Source organism: Burkholderia sp. IMCC1007 (assembly GCF_027257875.1).
Taxonomy (GTDB): Bacteria; Pseudomonadota; Gammaproteobacteria; order Burkholderiales; family Burkholderiaceae; genus Burkholderia.
Genome location: NZ_JAPVQY010000049.1, coordinates 40270 through 61101, shown reverse-complemented (window position 1 = coordinate 61101; position 20832 = coordinate 40270). Strand labels below are relative to the sequence as shown.

The window sequence follows — 20832 nt, the reverse complement described above, 5'->3', positions numbered from 1 at the left end:
GGCCATGCCGCCGAGCGCGGCCGCATCGGCCGACGGGCGCGTGGCGGCGGCGCCGCGATGCGATGCCGCGCCGCTCCAGAGTGCCGCGCCGGCAATCGCCGCGAGCCCCACCGCGCCATAGAGCGCCACGCGCCGCGCGAGCGGCGCGCGTCCTTCACGTGCCGTCATCGATCACACGCCCGCGAGCTTCAGCCGGTTCGCATGCGTGCGGATCACCGCGACCGGATCCTCCGCATACGCGCCGCGCACGCCGAGCAACTGGTTGATCTCGTCGAGGTGGTTCCACTTGTAGTTGGTGCCGAGCACCTTCCCGTACAGCGCGCTGCACTTCGACACCAGCCCGTCGTTCTGGCCCGAGCCGCGATTGATCATCACCGTGCCGGTGCCGAGCAGCGCGAGCGTCGACAGGTCGAGCGCGTTGGCCGGGTCGATCAACGGAATCGTGCTGGTATCCGTCGCGCCCGTGACGCCGAACGCGGAGAGGGTCGGCTGGATCGCCGTGCCGGCCCACGAATACAGCAGATGCGTGTTGCCGCCGACCGTCTCCGTCGGCGCGCCCGTCTGGCAACTGCCCGGCGCGCCGAGGCCGGCGCTCGGATAATTCTGGTTGTACGCGGCGGCCTGGGCGGTCGTCAGCGTCTTCAACGCGGCGAGCGCATCCTGGTCGGTGTTGTGGTTGCTGCTCGTCAGGATGCCGAACACATTGACGAACGCGGCGATCACCGACGACGACAGGCCGGTCGGATCGTTCGCGAGCACGCTCTGCACGAAGTCGGCGAATTCGGAGCCGCGATGCGGCGTGCCGATGGTCGTCACCGACGCGACGAGATCGGGCGCCACCGCCGCGACATAGCGCGACGTGAGGCCGCCCTGGCTGTGGCCGACCAGGTTCACCTTGGTCGCGCCCGTCGCGGCGAGCACCGTCTTCACGTACGCGAGCAGCTGTTCGCCGCGCCCGTTCGGGCCGTCGTCGCTCTGGAAGCCCGACAGGTTCGCGACATAGACGTTCGCACCGTGCTGCTGCAGATCCTCCTGGATGCCGTACCAGTACTCGAGCACACCGGCGTACCGGTCGGTGCCGGTGAGCCCGTGCACGAGGATGATCGGATAGCGCGTCGCCGCGTAGTTGTCCGCCGGCGCGATTGCCGCCAGCACCGTGTGCGTCGTCGCGAGCGTCATCGCCGTGGTCGTCCCGACGAACGGCGCAACGCTCATCGCGCATGCCACTGCCCCTGCCACCACCCTGGTACGCATCGATCTGGCCATGCATGTTCTCCTGATTATTGTGCTGCCGGTGCGAATGAGATCGGATCGACGGGCACGATGCGTCGCAGGCACCGTGCGCGTCGAATGCGGGAGTGAATCACGAGTCGCGAACGTTTGCGCCCCGACTAGATACGGTTCTCTAATCGGTTGACGCGCCCCGCCCGTTCAGGCGGGGCCGCGTGCGCGCGCATGCATGCTGCATCGCACATGCGCGGCACGTTACAGCTTCGCGCTCACGCGCACCCACGCGGTACGGCCCGGCTCCATCACCGGCGCGTTCGCCGGGTAGCCGAAGCCCGCGTTGCCGGCAAGGTTCAGATGCTCGGCATAGGCCTTGTTCAGCACGTTGTCGACGCCGACCGACACCTGCACCTTCTTGCTGACGTTGTACTGCGCGTGCAGCGACAGCACGCCGAATCCGGCGCTCGGGCCGAAGTCCTTGCCGACCACGTTGCCCTCGTTCAGTGCATAGCGATGCTGCGGCGCAACGACTCGCCACAGGCCGCCGGCCGACCATGCACCGCGCGTGTATTCGAGCGCGACGCGCGCCTCGAGCGGCGGCATCTGCGGCAGCGGCTCGCCGCTCGCCACGTTGCGCCCCCACGCATACGCGAGCGACGTCTCGACGCGCAGCGGCGCGACCGGCCGCCACGACACGCCGGCTTCGCCGCCCATGATCTGCGCGTTGACGTTGGTCGCCTGCGTCGTCGGGCCCATCATCCCGGCCGCGTAGTTGAACAGGATGAAGTCCTGCACATAGCCGGCGTAGGCCGACACCCAGGCGTCGAAGCGGTCGCTCTTGTACTGCGCGCCGATGTCGAGCTGCGTGGTCTTCTCCGGCTGCACCGCGGAGAACGCGTTGATCGAGCCGGCCGGACCGCGCCGCGCGGAGAACAGCTCCCAGTAGTCGGGATAGCGTTCCGCGTGACCGATCCCCGCGTACCAGGTGACGGGCAGCGACGCGAGATCGCGCTCGTAGCGCACGAAGCCGCTCGGCAGCACGCGCGCGCGATCGTCGTCGAAGGTCGGGTTCGGCTTGTTCATCATCATCCCGCCCGTCGTCGCACGCTTGTCGCGCGCGCTCGCGTAGTCGACCCGCGCGCCGCCGATCACGCGCGACGCGTCGCTCGCGTACCACGTCAGCTCGCCGAACGCGCCCGCGTTCCACATCGTCGCCTGCGCATTCCACGGCTGGTCGCCGTAGTTCTGCCGTCCCATCGCCGAGCGCACGTCGAGCCGGTTCGATTGCGCATCGACGCCCGTCACGAGCTTGAAGTCGTCGCCGAAGCGAAACGTCGCCGCCGCGCGTGCGCCGAGCGTGCGGCGCCGCACTTCGGACGCCATGCGCATCGGCATGCTGCTGGCCGGATCGGGCTGCCGCAGCGTGTCGTTGTCCATCACGTGGTCGGCCTCGTTGTAGTACACGCGCGCGTCGATCCGGTCGAGCACGTCGCCGAGATGGCGCTTGTCGAACGACAGGCCGAACGTCTCGCGACGGAAATGCGCGCCGTCCATCCCGCGCCCCGCATAGCGCGCGTAGCCGTCGCCGGTGCCGGCCGTCAGTTCGACCCGCGTGTGATCGTCGGGGGTCCAGCCGAGCGCCGCGTCCGCGTTCCACTTGTCCCATTGCGACGGCACCGTATTGCCGTTGCCGTCCTCGTAGTCCTGCGCGTGCGCATGGTTCGCGGTCACGCGGCCGTACACGTCAGGCGTGCCGGCCGTCACGTCGACGTTCTGGTCGTTGCGGCCGAACGAGCCGCCGACCACGCTGCCTTCGAAGCGCATGCCGGGCCGCTCGAAGCGCGGCGTCACGCGTTCGAACAGCACGGTGCCGGCCGACGCGCCGGGACCGTACAGCACCGTCTGCGGCCCCTTCACGACCGTGACCTTGTCATAGCTTTCGGGCGCGATATACGAAGTCGGCGCGTCCATCCGGTTCGGACACGCGCCGAGCGTCGGCAGCCCGTTCGCGAGAATGTTCAGTCGCGAACCGAACATCCCGCGCAGCACAGGGTCGCCGTTGGTCCCGCCGCTGCGGATCGACGTGAAGCCGGGGATCGTCTTCAGATAGTCCGCCCCGTCGCTCGCCGGCAGCGGCTGGCGCGGCGTCTTCGGATCCGTGACGACGACGAGCGATGTCGCCAGCGGCGACGCGACGACCTCGACGGGCGGCAGCACGGACGCGTCGTCGGTCGGCGCATTGGCCGCGCCCGCGGCTTCGGCGGCAGCGGCCGCGGTCATTGCGCTGACGGCCAGCGCGGGAACGGTGAGTTGCAGCATCCGCGGCACGCGCCGCGTACGGGAATGGCGCGACGCCGTCGGCGCGCGCAACGAGAAAGTGTTCATGGATCGAATGCCCGAGTGACGCCCTCCACGCGGTCTCGACGGACCGCACGGATATCGGCGATGAAAAAAACGGAAGACAGCGCGTCAGGCGCGCTCGGGCGGTGCGCGCGGATATGCGCGCGGGTAGCGATCGTCGCGCGCCGCGACGGCTTGCGGCGCGGCGGCGGAAACCGTTGTGACGGGGACGAATGCGAACGATGCGGCGGCCGGGCCGCCGATCGCGGGACTGTGCGCGAAGAAGGCGCAATATCCGCATGCGTCGAGATGCAGCGCATGCTCGTGCGCGCTGGCCGCAGCGGCCGAGCGCTGCGCGCCATGCTCCGCGCTGCAGACGATTGCAGCGGGCGTCGCCGCCTGTGCGATGCGCCACTGCGACACCAGCGGCGCTGCGATCGCGATCCAGATCGCGAACACGCCGAGCCAGGCGGTCAGGTGACGATGTCGATGCAACATGCGCGGCGTGCGTAAGCGGAATGTAAAAGCAGCCGCGATGTTACAGAATGTTCGGCGCGATAGCCAGCCGTGCGGGCCGGTAAACGGCCCGGGGGCGCATGGTTGTCAACACAACCAAGCGCCCCCGGGGCCGCCGCGCGGCGTCAGCGCGCGGCGCTCACACCATGCGCCGCAGCACGTCGTCGCGCCGGATGAAATGGTGATAGAGCGCGGCCAGTGCATGCAGGCCGATCACGAAGTAGAACGCATTGCCGATCAGCTCGTGCGCTGCCTTGATCGTCGGCCGCAGCGCCTTGTCCGGGCCGAACAGCGTGAACGACACGCCGATCCAGTCGAGCGACACGGGCTTGCCGCCCATGTTGACCATCATGATGCCGAGCAGCGGCTGCGCAATGATGAACACGTACAGCGCGAAATGCGCGAGCTTCGACAGCCACTTCAGCAGCGCCGACTGCGGAATGGCCTGCGGCACGCGGCTGACCATCCGCCACAGCACGCGCAACACCGACAGCACGAGCACGAACGTACCGGCCAGGAAATGCACGTTCATCCAGAACACGCGACTGTCGCTGCCTTTCGGCCCGCGAATCTCGATGGCCAGGTAGGCCAGCGCCACCAGCAGGAAGATGGCCCAGTGAAAGAAGATCGCAGGCGTGCTGTAGCGCGTCTGTTTCGCAAGGATGTTTCTCATGCTTCGTCTCGTATTTCTCGTGTTGTATTCGGGAAAGCGCGCCGCGGCTGGCCTGGGCCCGGCGGCTGCCCCGATTGTAGCCGTCCGCGCGCATGCTGTTGCTCGACCGGGTCAAATAACCGAAGAATCGAAACCGCCCCGCCCGGCCGCGCACCGGCATATGGAAAGTCCGCATCGCGCGCGCAAACGGCTGTGGCACGATGGAGCTTTGGTGCGACGTTACGCGGCCATCATGAGCAAGGCGTTCTTCGTTGCGGCCTATCGGCTGATCGCCGCGTTGCTCGCGGTATCCACCACGCTGCACAGCATCGCGAACTACTGGGCCATGCCGAGCTTTCATCTCGGCAACTATCTTAGCTACTTCACGCAACTGAGCAGCCTCTACGCGGCCGCCATGCTGGCCGTGGGGCTGCGGCGCATCGCGCGCCCGGGCTCGGCCCGCTACGAATCGATGCGCGGCGCCGCCGTGCTGTACGTGCTGATTACCGCGATCGTCTACGAGCTGCTGCTCGCACGGCTCGATGCGCTGCGCCACATCACGCCGGCCTTCAACAACTGGGTACTGCACCGCATCGTGCCGCTCGTGGTGCTGTGCGACTGGCTGTACGTCGAGCCGCGCTCGCCGATCGCGTGGCGCAGCGCGTTCGCGTGGCTCGGCTTTCCGCTCGTCTATCTCGGCTATACGCTCGTGCGCGGTTCGGTGGAAAACTGGTATCCGTACCCGTTCGTCGATCCGCGGCCGAACGGCTACGTGCCCGTGGCCATCCAGTGCTCGCTGATCGCGCTCGGCGCGGTGGGACTCGCGCTCGGCATCCGCTGGCTCGGCAATCATGCGAGACAGTCCGGCGCCGCGACGCTCACCGAAGGATGAAGGCGGAAACGTGTGCGCCGCACGGCGCACACGTCGTGATGCGGCCGGTCAGCCGCCGTTGCGCGGCAGGAAGTTCATCGGATCGACGACCTTGCCGTTCTGCCGGACTTCGAACTCGAAGGTCGCACGGCCGCTCGCGTCGGTGCCCATCTGCGCGACCGGCTGGCCCGCGCGCACTGCGTCGCCTTCGTTGACGAGCAGTTGGCCGTTGTGCCCGTAGGCCGTGATGAGCCCGTTATCGTGCTTCAGGATCACGAGCGGCCCGTAAGCCTTCACGCCCGACCCCGCATACACCACGCGCCCGTTTGCCGCCGCACGCACCGAACGATCGGGCCCGGATGCGGCGATCACGATGCCGCGCGTCTTGCCGGGCGAAAACGACGTCACGACACTGCCCGTGGCCGGCCAGGCGAGCGAGCCGGGTTGTGCGGCGGCTGCGGACGGCTGCCCCAACGACGTCGCGGCCGGCGGCGGCGCGACGCGCAGCACCTGGCCCGGCGACACGGCGTCGGTGGGCGCCATGTGGTTCCAGCTGGCGACGTCCTGCACGCGCTGGCCGTAGGCCGCCGCGATGCCGGCGAGCGTGTCGCCCGGATTCACGCGGTAGTAGCCGGCGATCACGCCCGGCGTGGCGACCGAGGCCCGCGTCGACGGGCGCACCGGCTGCCAGCTGTCGGTCCACGGCGTCATCGTGCAGCCCGTCAGCGCGGCGGCCGCGGCGACGAGTGCCGCCTGCGGCAGCCAGCGCGCCAGGGAATCGTGGATCGGAATATTTTTTTTCAAGGGTCCTCCCGGAGTTGCGTCGTCGCGCCGCCCACCGCCCCCCGGCGCGCGACGCACGATGTCCGGCACAGAAGCCGGACCGACCAGTTATCCGACCGCGTTCGCGGCCGTCAGTTTCCACAGCGGAACGTCGACGCGAACGGGCTCACCGGCCCCTTTTCGCGTCGCTCCGATCGGCAAAGATACCATTTGTCGTGGTCAGGACCGCGGCACCCGCGCGTTCCGGCAACATTCCTGCGGCGCCGCACACGGGGAGGCTGCGGCTCGCAAGCCGCGCCTGGCGGCCCCTCCCGCGGGCTTGCGCCGGACCGCGAGGCCGCGCGGATCGGCCATCGAGCCACCCGCCGCGTCTCCGCCGGACGCCTCCTATACTGCGAAATGCAGCGCGATCCAGCGATAACGAGGAGATCATCATGAACAACGCGACGTTTCTATCCGTGCAGCTCAATGCCGAGGATTTCGCCGGTTCCAGCGGCCTCGTCGAATTGCTCAACCGACACCTGCTGTTCGCCACGGACGTCGCCGAAGCGGCCGATGCGCTCGTTCAGCTGGCGAGCGTCACGCATCTGACGGGAGCCACCCGCCACAGCGTCGAGCTGCCGATCATTGCGATCGAGCGGCTGCGCGACGCGCTCGACTCGCTCAGCGGTTACGACGAAACGTGGCTGCAGGCGCTGGAGCCGGCCGGCGGGCCGTTCGCGGCGATCGGTCGCGGTCCGCGGCCGCTGCACTGACAGGGCCGGCCCACCAATGAAAACAGCCCGTCGTTCCGCGATCCGGAACGACGGGCTGCTTGTACTTCGGGTTCGATCAGGCCGCTCGGGCGGCCGTTCAATCAACGACCCTTGTAGACGGGTGCGCCATCCGACACGCGCTTGACTTGCCAGCCGGTCTTCGCAGCGGCCGGTGCGCCCGACTCTTGCTGGCCGACCGGTTGTGCACCGTAGCCGGTGGTATCGGCAGCGGCGACGCTCTGTTGCGGGTTCAGACGGGCTTCAGCGGCCTGGATGCCTGCCGGGTAGTCCGTACGGTCGCTACCCAGCTTGTAGCCGGCTTGTTGCAGAGCCGACAGCTCGGCCTTCACCTGCGCACGGGTGACGGGCGCGTTCTGTTGAGCGAACGACACGGCGGGAACGGCGAGGACGGCAGCTGCAGCGAACGTTGCGATCAGCGATTTCATGATTACCTCCGGAATTTTTTTGCTCCGCCGCACACACCATGTCTGCAGCGATGGAACAGAGTTTAGTCCTCGCGTCCCCTAGGGAAAACCATGAAAGAACGAAAACACTGTTTCTGCGGAGCCAACAATTCCGGGATCCGGCAATCAAAAACCCTACTCAAAGAATAGAATTTCGCAACAATACCGCCGTCGCGGCCGGTTACGACCAGTTCGCGTGGAAGCTGCCCGGCTTGTCGGTCCGCTCGAACGTATGCGCGCCGAAGAAATCTCGCTGCGCCTGCACAAGGTTCGCCGGCAGCCGTTCGGAACGGTAGCTGTCGAAGTACGCGACCGCCGACGCGAACGCCGGCACCGGCACGCCTGCCTTCACCGCGGCGACCACGACGTCGCGCAGCGATGCCTGGTAGTTCGCGGCGATGTCCTTGAAGTACGGGTCGAGCAGCAGGTTCGCGAGCGCCGGATCCTTCGCGTACGCGTCCGTGATCTTCTGCAGGAAGCGCGCGCGGATGATGCAGCCTGCGCGGAAGATCTTCGCGATCGTCCCGAGGTCGAGGTTCCAGCCGTACTCTTCGGATGCCGTGCGCAGTTGCGCGAAGCCCTGTGCGTACGAGATCACCTTGCTCAGGTACAGCGCGCGGCGCACCGCTACGACGAACGCGGCGCGATCGCCGTCGAACGGCGCGGCGGCAGGGCCCGACAGGATCTTGCTGGCCGCGACGCGCTCCGTCTTCAGCGACGACAGCACGCGCGCGAACACCGACTCGGTGATGAGCGGCAGCGGCACGCCGAGATCCAGCGCGTTCTGGCTCGTCCACTTGCCGGTGCCCTTCTGCGCGGCGCGATCGAGGATCACGTCGACGAGGTGCTTGCCGGTCTCTTCGTCCTTCTTGCCGAAGATCTTCGACGTGATCTCGATCAGGTAGCTGTCGAGCTCGCCCTGGTTCCACTCGGTGTACACCGCGCCGAGTTCTTCGTTGGTCAGGCCCGCGACGTCCTTCAGCACCGAGTAGCTTTCGGCGATCAGCTGCATGTCGCCGTATTCGATCCCGTTGTGGACCATCTTCACGTAGTGGCCCGCACCGTCCGGGCCCATGTACGCGACGCACGGCTCGCCGTCCGACGGCGCCTTCGCGGCGATCTGCTTGAGGATCGGCTCGACCAGGTCGTACGCATCGCGCTGGCCGCCGGGCATGATCGACGGGCCGCGCAGCGCGCCCTCCTCGCCGCCCGACACGCCGGTGCCGATGAAGTGCAGGCCCGACTGCGCGAGTTCCTGGTTGCGGCGGATCGTGTCGGTGAAATGCGTGTTGCCGCCGTCGATCAGCACGTCGCCCTTCTCGAGCAGCGGCTTGAGCGACGCGATCGTCGCGTCGGTCGCTTCGCCGGCCTTCACCATCATCAGGATCCGGCGCGGCGTTTCGAGCGACGCGACGAACTCCTCGAGCGTATAGGTCGGCACCAGATTGCGGCCGGGGAATTCGGCGATCAGTTCGTCGGTTTTCTCGCGGCTGCGGTTGTACACCGATACCGCGTAACCGCGGCTCTCGATATTGAGTGCGAGATTGCGGCCCATCACCGCGAGGCCGATCACACCGATTGCTTGTTTGCCCATTATTCAATTCTCCGGAAAAAACAGGGCGCGACCCGACCCGGGCCGCGCGCACAGGCGAGAGGATAGTGGAAACCCGGCCACGCTGCGCGGATGCGTGTCACTGCTCGGCGTGCGGCAGGCGCCGGAACACGACGCTCAGGTTGTTCGCCGGCATCTCGACGACCTCGATGCAATCGAGCCCGCGGTCGAGGCCGAGCGCGACGACGGTCTCGAGATCGCGCACGCCCCACGACGGGTCGCGGCTGCGCAGCTGCAGGTCGAATGCTTCGTTCGACGGCGCCGTGTGCCGGCCTTCGCGGCGATACGGGCCATACAGGAACAATACGCCTGCCGGGCGCAGCGCGCGCGCCGCGCCGGCGAACAGCGCGTCGGTGCACGCCCACGGCGAGATGTGGATCATGTTGATGCAGACGATCGCATCGAGCGCCGCGCTCGGCCACGCCGCGTCGCGCACGTCGAACGCGAGCGGCTCGGCCAGGTTCGGGAGGCCCGCATGCGCAACCCACGCGGCGATCGAGCGGCGCGCGTGCGCGTCGGGGTCGCTCGGCTGCCAGTGCAGCGCCGGCAATGCCTGCGCGAAATGGACCGCATGCTGCCCCGTGCCGCTCGCGATCTCGAGCACGTCGCCGCGCGCCGGCAGCACGCGGCGCAGCACGTCGAGAATCGGTTCGCGGTTGCGCTCGGCCGCGGGCGCCGACAGCCGCGCGGACGGATCGGGTGCATCCGGCGACGACGTCGGCCCGCTCACGATGCACGCTCCGGCGCGGTATCGCCAACGCCGACGCCCAGCCGCGCCGTCAGCGCATCGAGCGCGGGCGCGCAGCGCGCCTCGACCTTCAGCGTCAGCATCGGGTCGGCGCGCGTGTGGCCGAGGTTCAGCGCGGCAACCGGCTTGTTCTGCGCCTGCGCCCACACGCAGAAGCGGTAGCCCGAATACACCATCAGCGACGAACCGACGACGAGCAGCGCATCGGCCGCGTCGAGCGCCTGCGACGCCAGCGCGACGCGTTCGCGCGGCACGTTCTCGCCGAAGAACACGACCGCCGGCTTCAGCAGCCCGCCGCACGCGGGACAGGCCGGAATGCGGAACGTGTCGAGCGCGGCCCATTCGAGGTGCGCGTCGCCGTCGGCGGCCGGCTCCGCCTGCGCGCCGAGCAGTTCGGGGTTATCCGTTTCGAGGACGGTCTGGATCGTCGCGCGTGCATGATGCGCGCCGCAATCGAGGCAAGTGACGCCGTTGATCCCGCCGTGCAGTTCGATCACGTCGCCGCTGCCCGCGCGCTGATGCAGCCCGTCGACGTTCTGCGTGACGAGCCGCTCGATCCGGCCGGCGCCGCCGAGCCGCGCGAGCGCGGCGTGCGAGCGGTTCGGCTGCGCGCGGCCGACCACCGGCCAGCCGATCATGCTGCGCGCCCAGTAGCGTCGGCGCGCCGCGTCGGAACCGAGGAATTCGTGCAGCTGGATCGGCGGCGAGCGCATCCATTGACCGTTGCGGTCGCGATAGCCGGGAATGCCGGAATCCGTGCTGATGCCGGCGCCGGTCAGCACGAGCAGCCGCGGATGGCGCTCGACGAACGTGTGCAGCGCATCGAGCGCGGCCGGCTCGAGGCCGGCGGAGGAAGGGTCGTGCAAGGCGGAATCGTTCATGGCGGCGGTGCGTGATCGGGGCGCCGGCAGGCCGTGCGCCCGCACGGGCGGCCAGCGCGCCAGCACATGATACAGAACGCCGTGCGATCCGGCCGGCGCTCCGCGCGGCAGCCCGGCGCACAAAAAAAGACGCCCATCGACCACATGGCGATGGGCGCTTCAACAATTGATCCATCGGGGTAGTGGATCAACTGACAGCACGGTGTCGTCGCATCCGCCGCGATGCGGCCGGCGGACCTTTCCCCTCAACTACGTCTTCGGTTGCCCGATGTCGCGCGGATCGCCGCCATGCGGCGCGTGCGACGCATCGATGCATGCGTCGCGCTCGCGTCTTGCGTGTCGAATCAACGATCCGGAAGTCATGCTTGCCCATCTGCGTGCACCAGCAGTTCATCCCCGACGGCCGACTGGCACGGTCGGCCTCGTGCGTCAAGCCTGCACGTCGTCGTCCGGAACGAACCCGATTCGATCGGATGGAACGGAAAGCCGTGTGCTCATGTCGCCACGATCAGCGGCGAAGCGAAGCCACGGGCAGGTCGGCGATTCATGTTTGCAACACGGTGCGTTGCGATTCGGTATGTTTTCATTCTCTTGTCCCCGTCTTCTATGCATCCGACCTACTGAAGCGATTGCCGGACCGACTTCGCCGGCGATCGCGCTCACGGCCCAGATGGATATGCAAGGAGCGCACCATGCTTCGCGGCACAAGGCCGCGCGGGCAGGTGAAATGGCCGCGCGGCAATCGGGCCGCGATGAAACCACGCGAACGTTTCGAAAGTGAAACGACGGGAAAGGCCCCGCGCGCTCGACGGCGGCACGCGGCGTTTGCCGTGACCGTCGTGTTACAGGAATGGAACGCGGTGTGGCGTCGAGAGGATGCTGACGATCCTCTTACAGTCGATCGCGCGACTGAAGCGCCCCGATCAACGATAGGCTTCGAGCGCCTTCACGCGGCGTTCGGTTTCGTCGACGATGCAACTGTGGTGCTCGACGCGCCCGAGCGTGCCGCCTGCATCGGGCTGCCGCGACTCCGCGCAGCGGGCATCCCGCGCCTTGAGCCAGCGACGCTCGTCGTTGCGCAGCTTCAGCTTGCCCGCTTCGTCGAGGCTCGCCATCTTCGCGTTGTAGACCGCGTTCAGCCGCTTGTCGGCCGCATCGTATTTCAGTCCGAGGCAATTGAGAATGTCGGCCGTGACGCCCGACTCTTCGGCGGTCTTGCAGATATCGGCGTGCGGCGCGTCTTCCGCGACAGCGCTGCATGCCACCGCAGACCACACCACGCTCGCCGCGAGGCCGGCCATCTTCTGTCGACGTGCGTTCATTCTGATCATTGCGTGATGACGGAACGCGCCGATTATGCCGGAACCGCCGATGCGTCCGATTGCCGGCCCGCACACGCCGCAAGCCGCGCGCAAACACGTTAGCATGCGGGCACGGCACGACTCGCGTAACGGCCCTGCCTCACCCGTCTTCAAGGAATGGACATGTCCCTGCCCGACCGCGCCGACGTCGCGCACCGCGTCTTCTCGGCCGAGCGGCTGTCGATCGGCCTGACGCTGCCGCTGCTTCGCAGCGGCAACACCGTCGCGGATTTCAACGAGCAGCTCGAACTCGCAGCGCTTGCCGATGCGCTCGGCTTTCGCGCACTGTGGATTCGCGACGTGCCGCTGAACAGCGCCGACTATCCCGACCCGGTCGGGCATCTCGATCCGTGGGTGCTGCTCGGCGCGCTCGCGTCGCGCACGCGCCGGATCGTGCTGGCCAGCGGGGCGATCGTGCTGCCGCTGCGCCACCCGCTGCATATCGCGAAAGGCGCGCTGTCGGTCGCGACGCTGTCCGGTTCGCGCTTCATCCTCGGGCTCGGCTCCGGCGACCGGCCGCCCGAATATGCAGCGTTCGGCGTGGATGCGCAAACGCGACGCGACCGGTATCGCCGGCACTGGGAAATCGTCGCGGCCGCGCTCGGCGTGCCGTCGCGCGTGCTGCCCGACGAAGCGCCGCCCGACGCGCCCGAGTTCGCGCTGCTGCCGCGCGGCGACGACGCGGTGCCGATGCTCGCGGTCGGCTCGGGCGGACAGAGCGTCGACTGGATCGCGCGAAATGCGATCGGCTGGATGACGTATCACCGCGATCCGGACACGCAGCGCGCCCGCTATTCGATGTGGCGCGCCGCCGTCGACCGGCTGCCGCAGCCGGCATTTCGCGCGTTCGGCGTATCGATGCGGCTCGATCTCGCGTCGAACCGCAATGCGCCGGCCACCGCGCTGCCGCTCGGTTATGCGACCGGCCGGCACGCGCTGATCGACATCCTGCGCGACATGCGCGCGGCCGGCACGCATCACGTCACGCTGAACCCCGGCTCGGACCGGCCCGTACGCGAGATCATCGAGGAAATCGCCGAGCACGTGCTGCCGATCTTCCATGACGAACACGGCTGATTCATCAGGAATTCGAATCGACTCCGTGCGGCCATGGCTGAAGGCATCACGTCAGCCATCGCCAGCGAGCACGTTGCGTTCCCGGCTCGAGCGCCATCGAGGCCGCCCGGTCACAGGCCGAGGTCGCGCACGAACGCCATTCCCGAAGCGTGAGCCGCAAGCATTCGCGGCCACACGATTTCCCGTCCGATGCGCATCTTCCGGCGAGCCGCACACGCCTGTCGCGCCTGCCGCAAGCCCGTTTCGAAATTGGTCGACGGAACTATTCGGTTCCGGTCGCGATCATGTTAACTTCCGTCCATCGTCCAGACCGGCGGGCCGCGTGTCAAAGCGCGCCCGCATGCCTATCCATGCGACATTTCCTGCTCGGCTGGCTGCTTGCCGCCGTCGTATCGGCCGCCCATGCGGCCGCCCCTGCCCCGGCCGCTGCGTCGGCCGCCTCCGGCGCCACGCCCGCGCTGACGCCGCAACAGGCGCAGCAGGCGCTCTCCGTGCTGCAAAACCCGCGCGAACGCGAACAGGTCGAGACGACTCTGCGTGCGATCGCGGCCGTCGGCGTGCTGACGACGCCCGCGATTCCCGCGAGCGGCGCAGCCGCGGCCAGCGGCGCGTCGTCGGCCGCGGCACCCGTCGCGCTCACGACGAACGGGCTCGCGTCGATGGTCGTCCGGCAGGGCTCGCACTGGGCGGCGCAAATCGGCGGCGCGCTGAACGAATCGCTGCACTCGCTGCTCGAAGTCGGCTCGGTCGGAACCTGGTGGCACGACCGGCTGGTCAGCGCCGACGCGCGTGCGGATCTCATGCGCGCGATCCTGACCATCGTCGCCGTGCTCGTGCCCGCATTCGTCGTCGAATGGTTCGCGAGGCGGCTGCTGCGGCGCGCGCTGGCCGCACTCACCGCGCGTCGCGCCGAAGCGTCGCGGCACACGGAGGCCGAATCGCATGAGCCCGACGACGACGACACCGCGCCAGAGCCTGCGCCGCCCGGCTCCACCGGCCAGCCCGGCACGCGGGACGCGAGCCACTCGTCGTCGCAAGGCCGCGGCCACGCGCGCCGCCACACGACCCTGCTGCGCCGGATGCCGCGCGCGCTGGTCGGCCTCGCGTTGCGGGTCGTGCCGCTGCTGGTGTTCGTCGGTGTTGCAAGCCTGACGATGTCGGTCCTCGACGATGCCGGCACACCGGTCCGGAGCGCGCTCGAATCGCTGATCGACATCTATGTGATCTGCCGCCTTGTGACGATCGTCAGCCGGCTGTTCTTCCAGCCCGATGCGCGGCAACTGCGGCTGGTGCACATCAGCGATGCATGGGCCGCGTTCGCGCAGCGCTCGATCGCGCGAATCGCGATCGTCGTCGGCGCCTGCACGGCCGCGGTCGAGATCGCCGCGAGCTTCGGCCTGAGCGACGCCGGCCACCTCGCGCTGCTGAAGGCCGTCGCGCTCGTCGGCCACCTGATGGTCTCGGCGCTGATCCTGCAGTGCCGCCGGCCGGTCGCCGCGCGCATCCGCGCGGCGTGCGAGGACCGCCCGGCCTTCGCGATGGTCGGCAATGCGCTCGCCGACGCGTGGGCGCCCGTGTCGGTGTTCATCGTGATGGCGCTGTGGTTCGTATGGGCGCTCGACGTCCACAACGGCTATCGCGTGCTGATCGCGCTCGGCGGCCGCTCGATCGCCGTGATGATCGCCATGCGAATCGTGTCGATCGTCGTGTTCGGCGCGCTCGCGCGGCTGTTCCAGCGCCGCGACGACGATCGCACGCTCGTCCACCTTCACGCCTATCGCTACTACCCGCTGCTGCGCCAGATCGTGTCGGCGGTGATCGCCGTCGTGACCGTCGCGCTGCTGCTGCAGATCTGGGGCGTGCCGATCTTCCACGCATTCGAGCGCGGCACGATCGGCCATCGGCTCGCGTCGGCGCTGATCACGATCGCGATCGCGGCCGGCGTCGCGCTGATCGTGTGGGAAGCCGCGAACATCGCGATCGAGCGCCGCCTGCAGCTATGGACCCGCGAAGGCAATCTCGTGCGGGCCGCGCGGCTGCGCACACTGCTGCCGATGCTGCGCTCGCTGCTGTTCATCATGATCGCGCTCGTCGTCGTGCTGACGGGCCTCAGCGAAATCGGCGTGAACATCGGCCCGCTGCTCGCCGGCGCGAGCATCTTCGGCGTCGCGCTCGGCTTCGGCTCGCAGAAGCTCGTGCAGGATTTCATCACCGGAATCTTCCTGCTGATGGAAAACGCGATGCAGGTCGGCGACTGGGTCACGCTCGCCGGCGTGTCCGGCACGGTCGAATACCTGTCGATCCGCACGGTGCGGCTGCGCGCGGGCGACGGATCGCTGTACACGATCCCGTTCAGTTCGGTGACGACCGTCAACAACACGAATCGCGGGCTCGGCAACGCGGCCGTGAAGGTCAGCATCGCGTACGGCCAGGACATCGATCGCGCGATCGCGACGTTGAAGGAGATCGGCGCCGCGCTGCGCGAGGACCCGAATTACAAGGACGGCATCCTGTCGGACTTCAGCTACTGGGGCATCGACCAGGTCGACGGCGCGACGATCGCGCTGGCGGGGCAAGTGCAGTGCACGGACTCGGCGCGCTGGGGCGTGCAACGCGAATTCAACCGGCGGATCGCGGTGATGTTCGCCGAACGCGGGATCCGGATCGCGAATCCGCAACGCAGTGTCGTCGCGTATGACCCGGGTTCGCGGCCTGCAGCGCCCGGCAACGACGAGAGCAATGGGAACGGCGACCACGCCGCCGGCACGCCGGCCGCCGAACCGCCGCAGCCCGCGCCACCACCACCGCCAACGTCGCGCCAGCCGGACTGATCGCGCCGAAGCCGGCGGCGTTATCCGCTTCTTGAGAGCTTGACCGCCGCGCTCAGCGCGCGGCGGTTTTCTTCGCGCGCGGCACGCGCTTCGATGCGCTCGCCGGCGCGGCCGGCTTCGCGCCGACGGCCGCTGCGCCACCCGCTGCCCCAGCGTCTTCGGCACCGTGAACCGACGCGCCGATCGCGATGCCACGCGCGATCGGTTCGTCAGACGGAACCACTCCGCAGCGCCCCGCCTCGCGCCCTCCCCGAGCCGACCTGACTTTCCGGTTCTTTCGCCGTCTCCATCGAATCTCCATCTTCCCGCATAAAAGACGCCAACCAGGCGCCTCAGACTCCAGCCCATCAAAGCAGGCAGTGGGCTGCCTGCACTTTCTGGAGTCGCCATGAAAAATCAACAACGATGCCGCTACGGCGCCGCAGGTGCGCTGCTCGCGGCCCTGCTGGCGGGTTGCGGACCGGCCCGGCAACAGGCCGCCACGCCGGCCACGCCGGTCGCAGCGATGACGCTGACCGCCGCGCGCCTCGACGTGACCGAGGATCTGCCGGGCCGCGTCGCGGCCGTCCGAATCGCTGAAATCCGGCCGCAGGTCAGCGGCATCGTGCAGCGCCGGCTGTTCGAGCAAGGCACCGAAGTGCGTGCCGGCCAGCCGCTGTTCCAGATCAACCCCGCGCCGTTCAAGGCCGACATGGACACGGCCGCCGCGTCGCTGCAGCGCGCGCAGGCGGCGCTCGAACGCGCGAAGGTGCAGACGGCTCGCTTCAAGCCGCTCGTGGAAGCCGATGCGATCAGCCGCCAGGTGTACGACGACGCCGTATCGCAACGCGACCAGGCCGCCGCCGACGTCGCGCAGGCGCGCGCGACGCTCGCGCGCCGCCAGCTCGACCTGAAATTCGCGACGGTGGAAGCGCCGATCGCCGGCCGCATCGACCAGGCGCTCGTGACCGAAGGCGCACTGGTATCGAGCGCCGACAGCCAGCCGATGGCGCGCATCCAGCAGATCGACCAGGTCTACGTGGACGTGCGCCAGCCGGCCGCGTCGCTCGACGCGCTGCGCGGCGCGCTCGCCGCGCAGCCGGAAGCGTCGGGCAGCAACGGCCTGCCGGTCGACGTGCTGCGCGACGACGACACGCGTTACGACGCGCGCGGCCGCATGCTGTTCTCGGGCGTGAACGTCGATCCGGGCACCGGCGACGTGCTGCTGCGCGTGCTGGTCGACAACCCGAAGCGCCAACTGCTGCCCGGCATGTACGTGCGCGCCCGCATTCCGCGCTTGCACTACGCGAATGCCGTGACGGTGCCGCAGCAGGCCGTCGTGCGCGCCGGCGGCAAGCCGCAGGTCTGGGTGCTCGACGCGAAGGGCACCGCGCATCTGAAGGCCGTCGAGATCGGCGAGCTGACGAACCGCAGCTATCGCATCAAGTCGGGCCTGCAGGCCGGCCAGAAGATCGTCGTCGAAGGGATGGAGCGCCTGATCGACGGCACGCCGACCGCCGCAACCGACTGGAAGTCGCCTGACGCGGCCGCCACCGCGTCCGCGCACTGACCCACAAGGAGCCTCGAATCATGGCTGAATTCTTTATCCGCCGCCCGGTCTTTGCGTGGGTCATCGCACTCTTCATCATCCTGACGGGGCTGATCGCGATCCCGCAACTGCCGGTCGCGCGCTACCCGTCGGTCGCGCCGCCGTCCGTCATGATCTTCGCGAGCTACCCGGGTGCCACGCCCCAGACGATGAATGACGGCGTGCTGAGCCTCATCGAGCGCGAGCTGTCCGGCGTCAAGAACCTGCTGTACTTCGAATCGTCGGCCGATACGTCCGGCGCCGCACAGATCACCGTGACGTTCAAGCCCGGCACCAATCCGGAGCTGGCGCAGGTCGACGTGCAGAACAAGATCAAGTCCGTCGAGCCGCGCCTGCCTGCGGCCGTGCGCCAGAACGGGCTGATCGTCGAATCCGCGTCGTCCGGCTTCCTGATGCTGATCGGCCTGCGCTCCGACAACGGCCGCTTCGACGCAGGCGCACTGGCCGACTACATGGCGCGCAGCGTGTCCGAGGAGCTGCGGCGAATCGACGGCGTCGGGCGGGTGCTGCAGTTCGGCTCCGAACGCGCGATGCGCATCTGGGTCGATCCGCAGAAGCTGATCAATTTCGGTCTGTCGATGAACGACCTGACGACCGCGATCGGCCAGCAGAACGTGCAGATCGCGCCGGGCAACCTCGGCGCGCTGCCCGCGCTGCCGGGCCAGCGCGTCACCGTGCCGCTCACCGCGCAGGGCCAGCTCACGACGCCGGAAGCATTCGCGAAGGTCGTGCTGCGCGCGAACGCGGACGGCTCGAAGGTCGTGCTCGGCGACGTCGCGCGCGTCGAACTCGGCTCGCAGAACTACACGTTCGTCAGTCGCGAGAACGGCAAGCCGGCCACCCTCGCCGGCATCCAGCTCGCGCCGGGCGCGAACGCGGTGAAGACCGCGGACGCGATCCGCGCGCGCATGGCCGAACTGAGCAAGTCGATGCCGTCGGGCATGACCTACTCGATTCCGTTCGACACGTCGCCGTTCGTGAAGATCTCGATCGAGAAGGTGATCGCGACGCTGTTCGAGGCGATGGTGCTCGTGTTCCTCGTGATGTACCTGTTCCTGCAGAGCGTGCGCTACACGCTGATCCCGGCCATCGTCGCGCCGGTGGCGATGCTCGGCACCTTCACGGTGATGCTGCTGACCGGCTTCTCGATCAACGTGCTGACGATGTTCGGCATGGTGCTCGCGATCGGCATCATCGTCGACGATGCGATCGTCGTCGTCGAGAACGTCGAGCGGCTGATGGCGGAGGAAGGCCTGTCGCCGAAGGACGCGACGTCGAAGGCGATGAAGGAAATCACCGGCGCGATCATCGGCATCACGCTGGTACTGACCGCGGTATTCCTGCCGATGGCGATGGCGAGCGGGTCGGTCGGCGTGATCTACAAGCAGTTCACGCTGTCGATGGCCGTGTCGATCCTGTTCTCCGCGCTGCTGGCGCTGACGCTCACGCCGCCCCTGTGCGCGACGATGCTCAAGCCGCTCGAGCCGGGCCATCACGAGAAGCGCGGCTTCTTCGGCTGGTTCAACCGCCGCTTCGACCGCCTGACGCAATGGTACGCGACGCGCGTCGGCCGGCTGGTCGGCCGCACGGGCCGCGTGATGCTGGTGTTCGTCGCGATCGCGGGCGCGCTGGTGTTCGGCTTCCGCAGCCTGCCGTCGTCGTTCCTGCCGGAGGAGGACCAGGGCTACTTCATCACCAGCTTTCTGCTGCCTGCAGACGCTACCGCCGAACGTACGCTCGATGTGGTCAAGACGCTCGAGAAGCATCTTGCTTCGCGTCCGGCAATCGAGTCGAGCATTTCCGTGATCGGCTACGGCTTCTCCGGGCAAGGTTCGAACGCGGCGCTCAACTGGTCGGTCATGAAGGACTGGAAGAATCGCGGCGGCTCGTCGACGCTCGAAGAAGGCGCGCTCGCGCAACAGGCGATGGCCGGCGCCACCGAAGGCATGGTGATGAGCCTGCTACCGCCCGCGATCGACGAACTCGGCAACAGCTCGGGCTTCTCGATGCGCCTGGAAGACCGCGCGAATCAGGGCAATGCGGCACTCAAGGCCGCTGAAGCGAAGCTGCTCGAACTCGCCGCGCAAAGCAAGGTCGTGACCGGCGTGTACCCGGACAGCCTGCCGGCCGGCACGAGCATCCGCCTCGAGATCGACCGTGCGAAGGCGGAGGCGCTCGGCGTGTCGTTCACGACGCTCAGCGACACGCTGTCCACCGCGATGGGCTCGACCTACGTGAACGACTTCCCGAACGCGGGCCGCATGCAGCAGGTGATCATCCAGGCCGACGCACCGGCGCGCATGCAGATCGACAACGTGATGAAGCTGTACGTGCGCAACGCGGCCGGCGGCATGGTGCCGCTGTCCGAAGTGGTGCGCCCGGTGTGGGCCGACACGCCGCTGCAGATGGTGCGCTTCAAGGGCTATCCGTCCGCGCGCATCTCGGGCAACGCGGCGCCCGGCCAGTCGAGCGGCGCGGCGATGGCCGAGATGGAGCGTCTTGCCGCGCAACTGCCGCCCGGCTTCGCGGTCGAGTGGACCGGCCAGTCGCTGCAGGAACGCGATTCGGCATCACAGGCGCCGATGCTGATGGCGCTGTCGATGATCGTCGTGTTCCTGGTGCTCGCCGCGCTGTACGAGAGCTGGTCGATCCCGCTGTCGGTGATGCTGGTGGTGCCGCTCGGCCTGATCGGCGCGATCGGCGCGGTGTTGTTGCGCGGCCTGCCGAACGACGTGTTCTTCAAGGTCGGGATGATCACCGTGATCGGCCTGTCCGCGAAGAACGCGATCCTGATCGTCGAATTCGCGAAGCAGTTGCGCGAGGAAGGCAAGGGATTGATCGAGGCAGCCGTGGAATCGTCGAAGCTGCGGCTGCGCCCGATCCTGATGACGTCGCTCGCGTTCGGCCTCGGCGTGGTGCCGCTGATGATCGCGACCGGCGCGAGCGCCGAAACGCAGCACGCGATCGGCACCGGCGTGTTCGGCGGGATGGTGACCGCCACGGTGCTGGCCATTTTCTTCGTGCCGGTGTTCTTCGTGTTCGTGATGAGCATCCAGGAGCGCATCGGCGCATGGCGGAGCGGCCGTCGCAAACCCGTCGGTCAGCATAACGAACAACAAGGTTGAT

The 20832-nt window shown here is 68.2% G+C and carries 16 protein-coding genes and 1 pseudogene; 6 read left to right on the top strand and 11 right to left on the bottom strand.

From position 1 onward, the window contains the following. The 5 genes and pseudogenes from O1Q03_RS30535 to O1Q03_RS30515 all read right to left on the bottom strand — a co-directional run. Nucleotides 1-168: pseudogene (locus O1Q03_RS30535) on the bottom strand (lipase secretion chaperone); the annotation flags it as partial. Between the two features lie 3 nt (nt 169-171). Beyond that, entirely contained in the window at nt 172-1266 is a 1095-nt protein-coding gene (locus tag O1Q03_RS30530; protein ID WP_269507885.1) for a triacylglycerol lipase, read from the bottom strand. 219 nt (nt 1267-1485) lie between these two features. After that, nucleotides 1486-3612 carry a TonB-dependent copper receptor gene (locus O1Q03_RS30525; protein ID WP_269507884.1) on the bottom strand — a complete coding sequence of 709 codons (2127 nt, stop codon included), beginning with the start codon at nt 3610-3612 and terminating at the stop codon, nt 1486-1488. Between the two features lie 84 nt (nt 3613-3696). After that, nucleotides 3697-4065: a DUF2946 family protein gene (locus tag O1Q03_RS30520; protein WP_269507883.1), complete on the bottom strand. Its 369-nt coding sequence runs from the start codon at nt 4063-4065 to the stop codon at nt 3697-3699. A gap of 157 nt (nt 4066-4222) precedes the next feature. Then, nucleotides 4223-4756, bottom strand: a complete 534-nt coding sequence (locus O1Q03_RS30515) for a cytochrome b (RefSeq protein WP_269507882.1) — start codon at nt 4754-4756, stop codon at nt 4223-4225. A 232-nt stretch (nt 4757-4988) separates the two neighbouring features. Here O1Q03_RS30515 and O1Q03_RS30510 point away from each other — a divergent pair, with 232 nt between their 5' ends. Then, nucleotides 4989-5627, top strand: coding sequence for a Pr6Pr family membrane protein (locus O1Q03_RS30510; RefSeq protein WP_269507881.1), 639 nt, complete (start codon nt 4989-4991; stop codon nt 5625-5627). A gap of 48 nt (nt 5628-5675) precedes the next feature. On the opposite strand, the gene O1Q03_RS30505 is transcribed toward O1Q03_RS30510, so the two are convergent. Then, a complete protein-coding gene (locus O1Q03_RS30505; RefSeq protein ID WP_269507880.1) occupies nt 5676-6410 on the bottom strand; it encodes a peptidoglycan DD-metalloendopeptidase family protein in 735 nt (244 codons plus the stop codon). A gap of 413 nt (nt 6411-6823) precedes the next feature. On the opposite strand from O1Q03_RS30505, the gene O1Q03_RS30500 reads away from it, so the two are divergent. Beyond that, the gene (locus O1Q03_RS30500; protein WP_269507879.1) at nt 6824-7144 is read left to right on the top strand and encodes a hypothetical protein; all 321 of its coding nucleotides are present in this window, start codon (nt 6824-6826) and stop codon (nt 7142-7144) included. Nucleotides 7145-7245: 101 nt separating this feature from the next. Here the strand turns inward: O1Q03_RS30500 and O1Q03_RS30495 are convergent, their stop codons facing one another. From O1Q03_RS30495 to O1Q03_RS30475, 5 genes are all read right to left on the bottom strand, one after another. Beyond that, nucleotides 7246-7590, bottom strand: a complete 345-nt coding sequence (locus O1Q03_RS30495; protein ID WP_269507878.1) for a DUF4148 domain-containing protein — start codon at nt 7588-7590, stop codon at nt 7246-7248. 199 nt (nt 7591-7789) lie between these two features. Further along, nucleotides 7790-9202, bottom strand: coding sequence for an NADP-dependent phosphogluconate dehydrogenase (gene gndA / locus O1Q03_RS30490; protein WP_269507877.1), 1413 nt, complete (start codon nt 9200-9202; stop codon nt 7790-7792). A gap of 97 nt (nt 9203-9299) precedes the next feature. Next, nucleotides 9300-9950, bottom strand: a complete 651-nt coding sequence (locus tag O1Q03_RS30485) for a DUF938 domain-containing protein (RefSeq protein WP_269507876.1) — start codon at nt 9948-9950, stop codon at nt 9300-9302. Next, nucleotides 9947-10849, bottom strand: coding sequence for an NAD-dependent protein deacetylase (locus tag O1Q03_RS30480; RefSeq protein WP_269507875.1), 903 nt, complete (start codon nt 10847-10849; stop codon nt 9947-9949). The genes O1Q03_RS30485 and O1Q03_RS30480 overlap by 4 nt, the downstream gene beginning before the upstream one ends. Before the next feature lie 923 nt (nt 10850-11772). After that, entirely contained in the window at nt 11773-12171 is a 399-nt protein-coding gene (locus tag O1Q03_RS30475; RefSeq protein ID WP_269507874.1) for a lysozyme inhibitor LprI family protein, read from the bottom strand. 162 nt (nt 12172-12333) lie between these two features. Between O1Q03_RS30475 and O1Q03_RS30470 the strand changes: the two genes are divergently transcribed. From O1Q03_RS30470 to O1Q03_RS30455, 4 genes are all read left to right on the top strand, one after another. Beyond that, nucleotides 12334-13287, top strand: a complete 954-nt coding sequence (locus O1Q03_RS30470; protein ID WP_442865889.1) for an LLM class oxidoreductase — start codon at nt 12334-12336, stop codon at nt 13285-13287. 350 nt (nt 13288-13637) lie between these two features. Continuing rightward, on the top strand, nt 13638-16118 hold the full coding sequence (locus O1Q03_RS30465) for a mechanosensitive ion channel family protein (RefSeq protein ID WP_269507872.1): 2481 nt from the start codon (nt 13638-13640) through the stop codon (nt 16116-16118). 388 nt (nt 16119-16506) lie between these two features. Further along, nucleotides 16507-17667: an efflux RND transporter periplasmic adaptor subunit gene (locus tag O1Q03_RS30460; RefSeq protein ID WP_269507871.1), complete on the top strand. Its 1161-nt coding sequence runs from the start codon at nt 16507-16509 to the stop codon at nt 17665-17667. A 20-nt stretch (nt 17668-17687) separates the two neighbouring features. After that, complete coding sequence (locus O1Q03_RS30455; protein ID WP_269507870.1) at nt 17688-20831, top strand: multidrug efflux RND transporter permease subunit; 3144 nt, start codon at nt 17688-17690, stop codon at nt 20829-20831. Nucleotide 20832 lies beyond the last annotated feature (1 nt).

Coding starts and splice junctions, on each gene's coding strand:
- O1Q03_RS30530 (WP_269507885.1), bottom strand. CDS start 1,266: ATGGCCAGATCGATGCGTACCAGGGTGGTGGCAGGGGCAGTGGCATGC.
- O1Q03_RS30525 (WP_269507884.1), bottom strand. CDS start 3,612: ATGAACACTTTCTCGTTGCGCGCGCCGACGGCGTCGCGCCATTCCCGT.
- O1Q03_RS30520 (WP_269507883.1), bottom strand. CDS start 4,065: ATGTTGCATCGACATCGTCACCTGACCGCCTGGCTCGGCGTGTTCGCG.
- O1Q03_RS30515 (WP_269507882.1), bottom strand. CDS start 4,756: ATGAGAAACATCCTTGCGAAACAGACGCGCTACAGCACGCCTGCGATC.
- O1Q03_RS30510 (WP_269507881.1), top strand. CDS start 4,989: ATGAGCAAGGCGTTCTTCGTTGCGGCCTATCGGCTGATCGCCGCGTTG.
- O1Q03_RS30500 (WP_269507879.1), top strand. CDS start 6,824: ATGAACAACGCGACGTTTCTATCCGTGCAGCTCAATGCCGAGGATTTC.
- O1Q03_RS30495 (WP_269507878.1), bottom strand. CDS start 7,590: ATGAAATCGCTGATCGCAACGTTCGCTGCAGCTGCCGTCCTCGCCGTT.
- gndA (WP_269507877.1), bottom strand. CDS start 9,202: ATGGGCAAACAAGCAATCGGTGTGATCGGCCTCGCGGTGATGGGCCGC.
- O1Q03_RS30480 (WP_269507875.1), bottom strand. CDS start 10,849: ATGAACGATTCCGCCTTGCACGACCCTTCCTCCGCCGGCCTCGAGCCG.
- O1Q03_RS30475 (WP_269507874.1), bottom strand. CDS start 12,171: ATGAACGCACGTCGACAGAAGATGGCCGGCCTCGCGGCGAGCGTGGTG.
- O1Q03_RS30470 (WP_442865889.1), top strand. CDS start 12,334: ATGTCCCTGCCCGACCGCGCCGACGTCGCGCACCGCGTCTTCTCGGCC.
- O1Q03_RS30465 (WP_269507872.1), top strand. CDS start 13,638: ATGCGACATTTCCTGCTCGGCTGGCTGCTTGCCGCCGTCGTATCGGCC.
- O1Q03_RS30460 (WP_269507871.1), top strand. CDS start 16,507: ATGAAAAATCAACAACGATGCCGCTACGGCGCCGCAGGTGCGCTGCTC.
- O1Q03_RS30455 (WP_269507870.1), top strand. CDS start 17,688: ATGGCTGAATTCTTTATCCGCCGCCCGGTCTTTGCGTGGGTCATCGCA.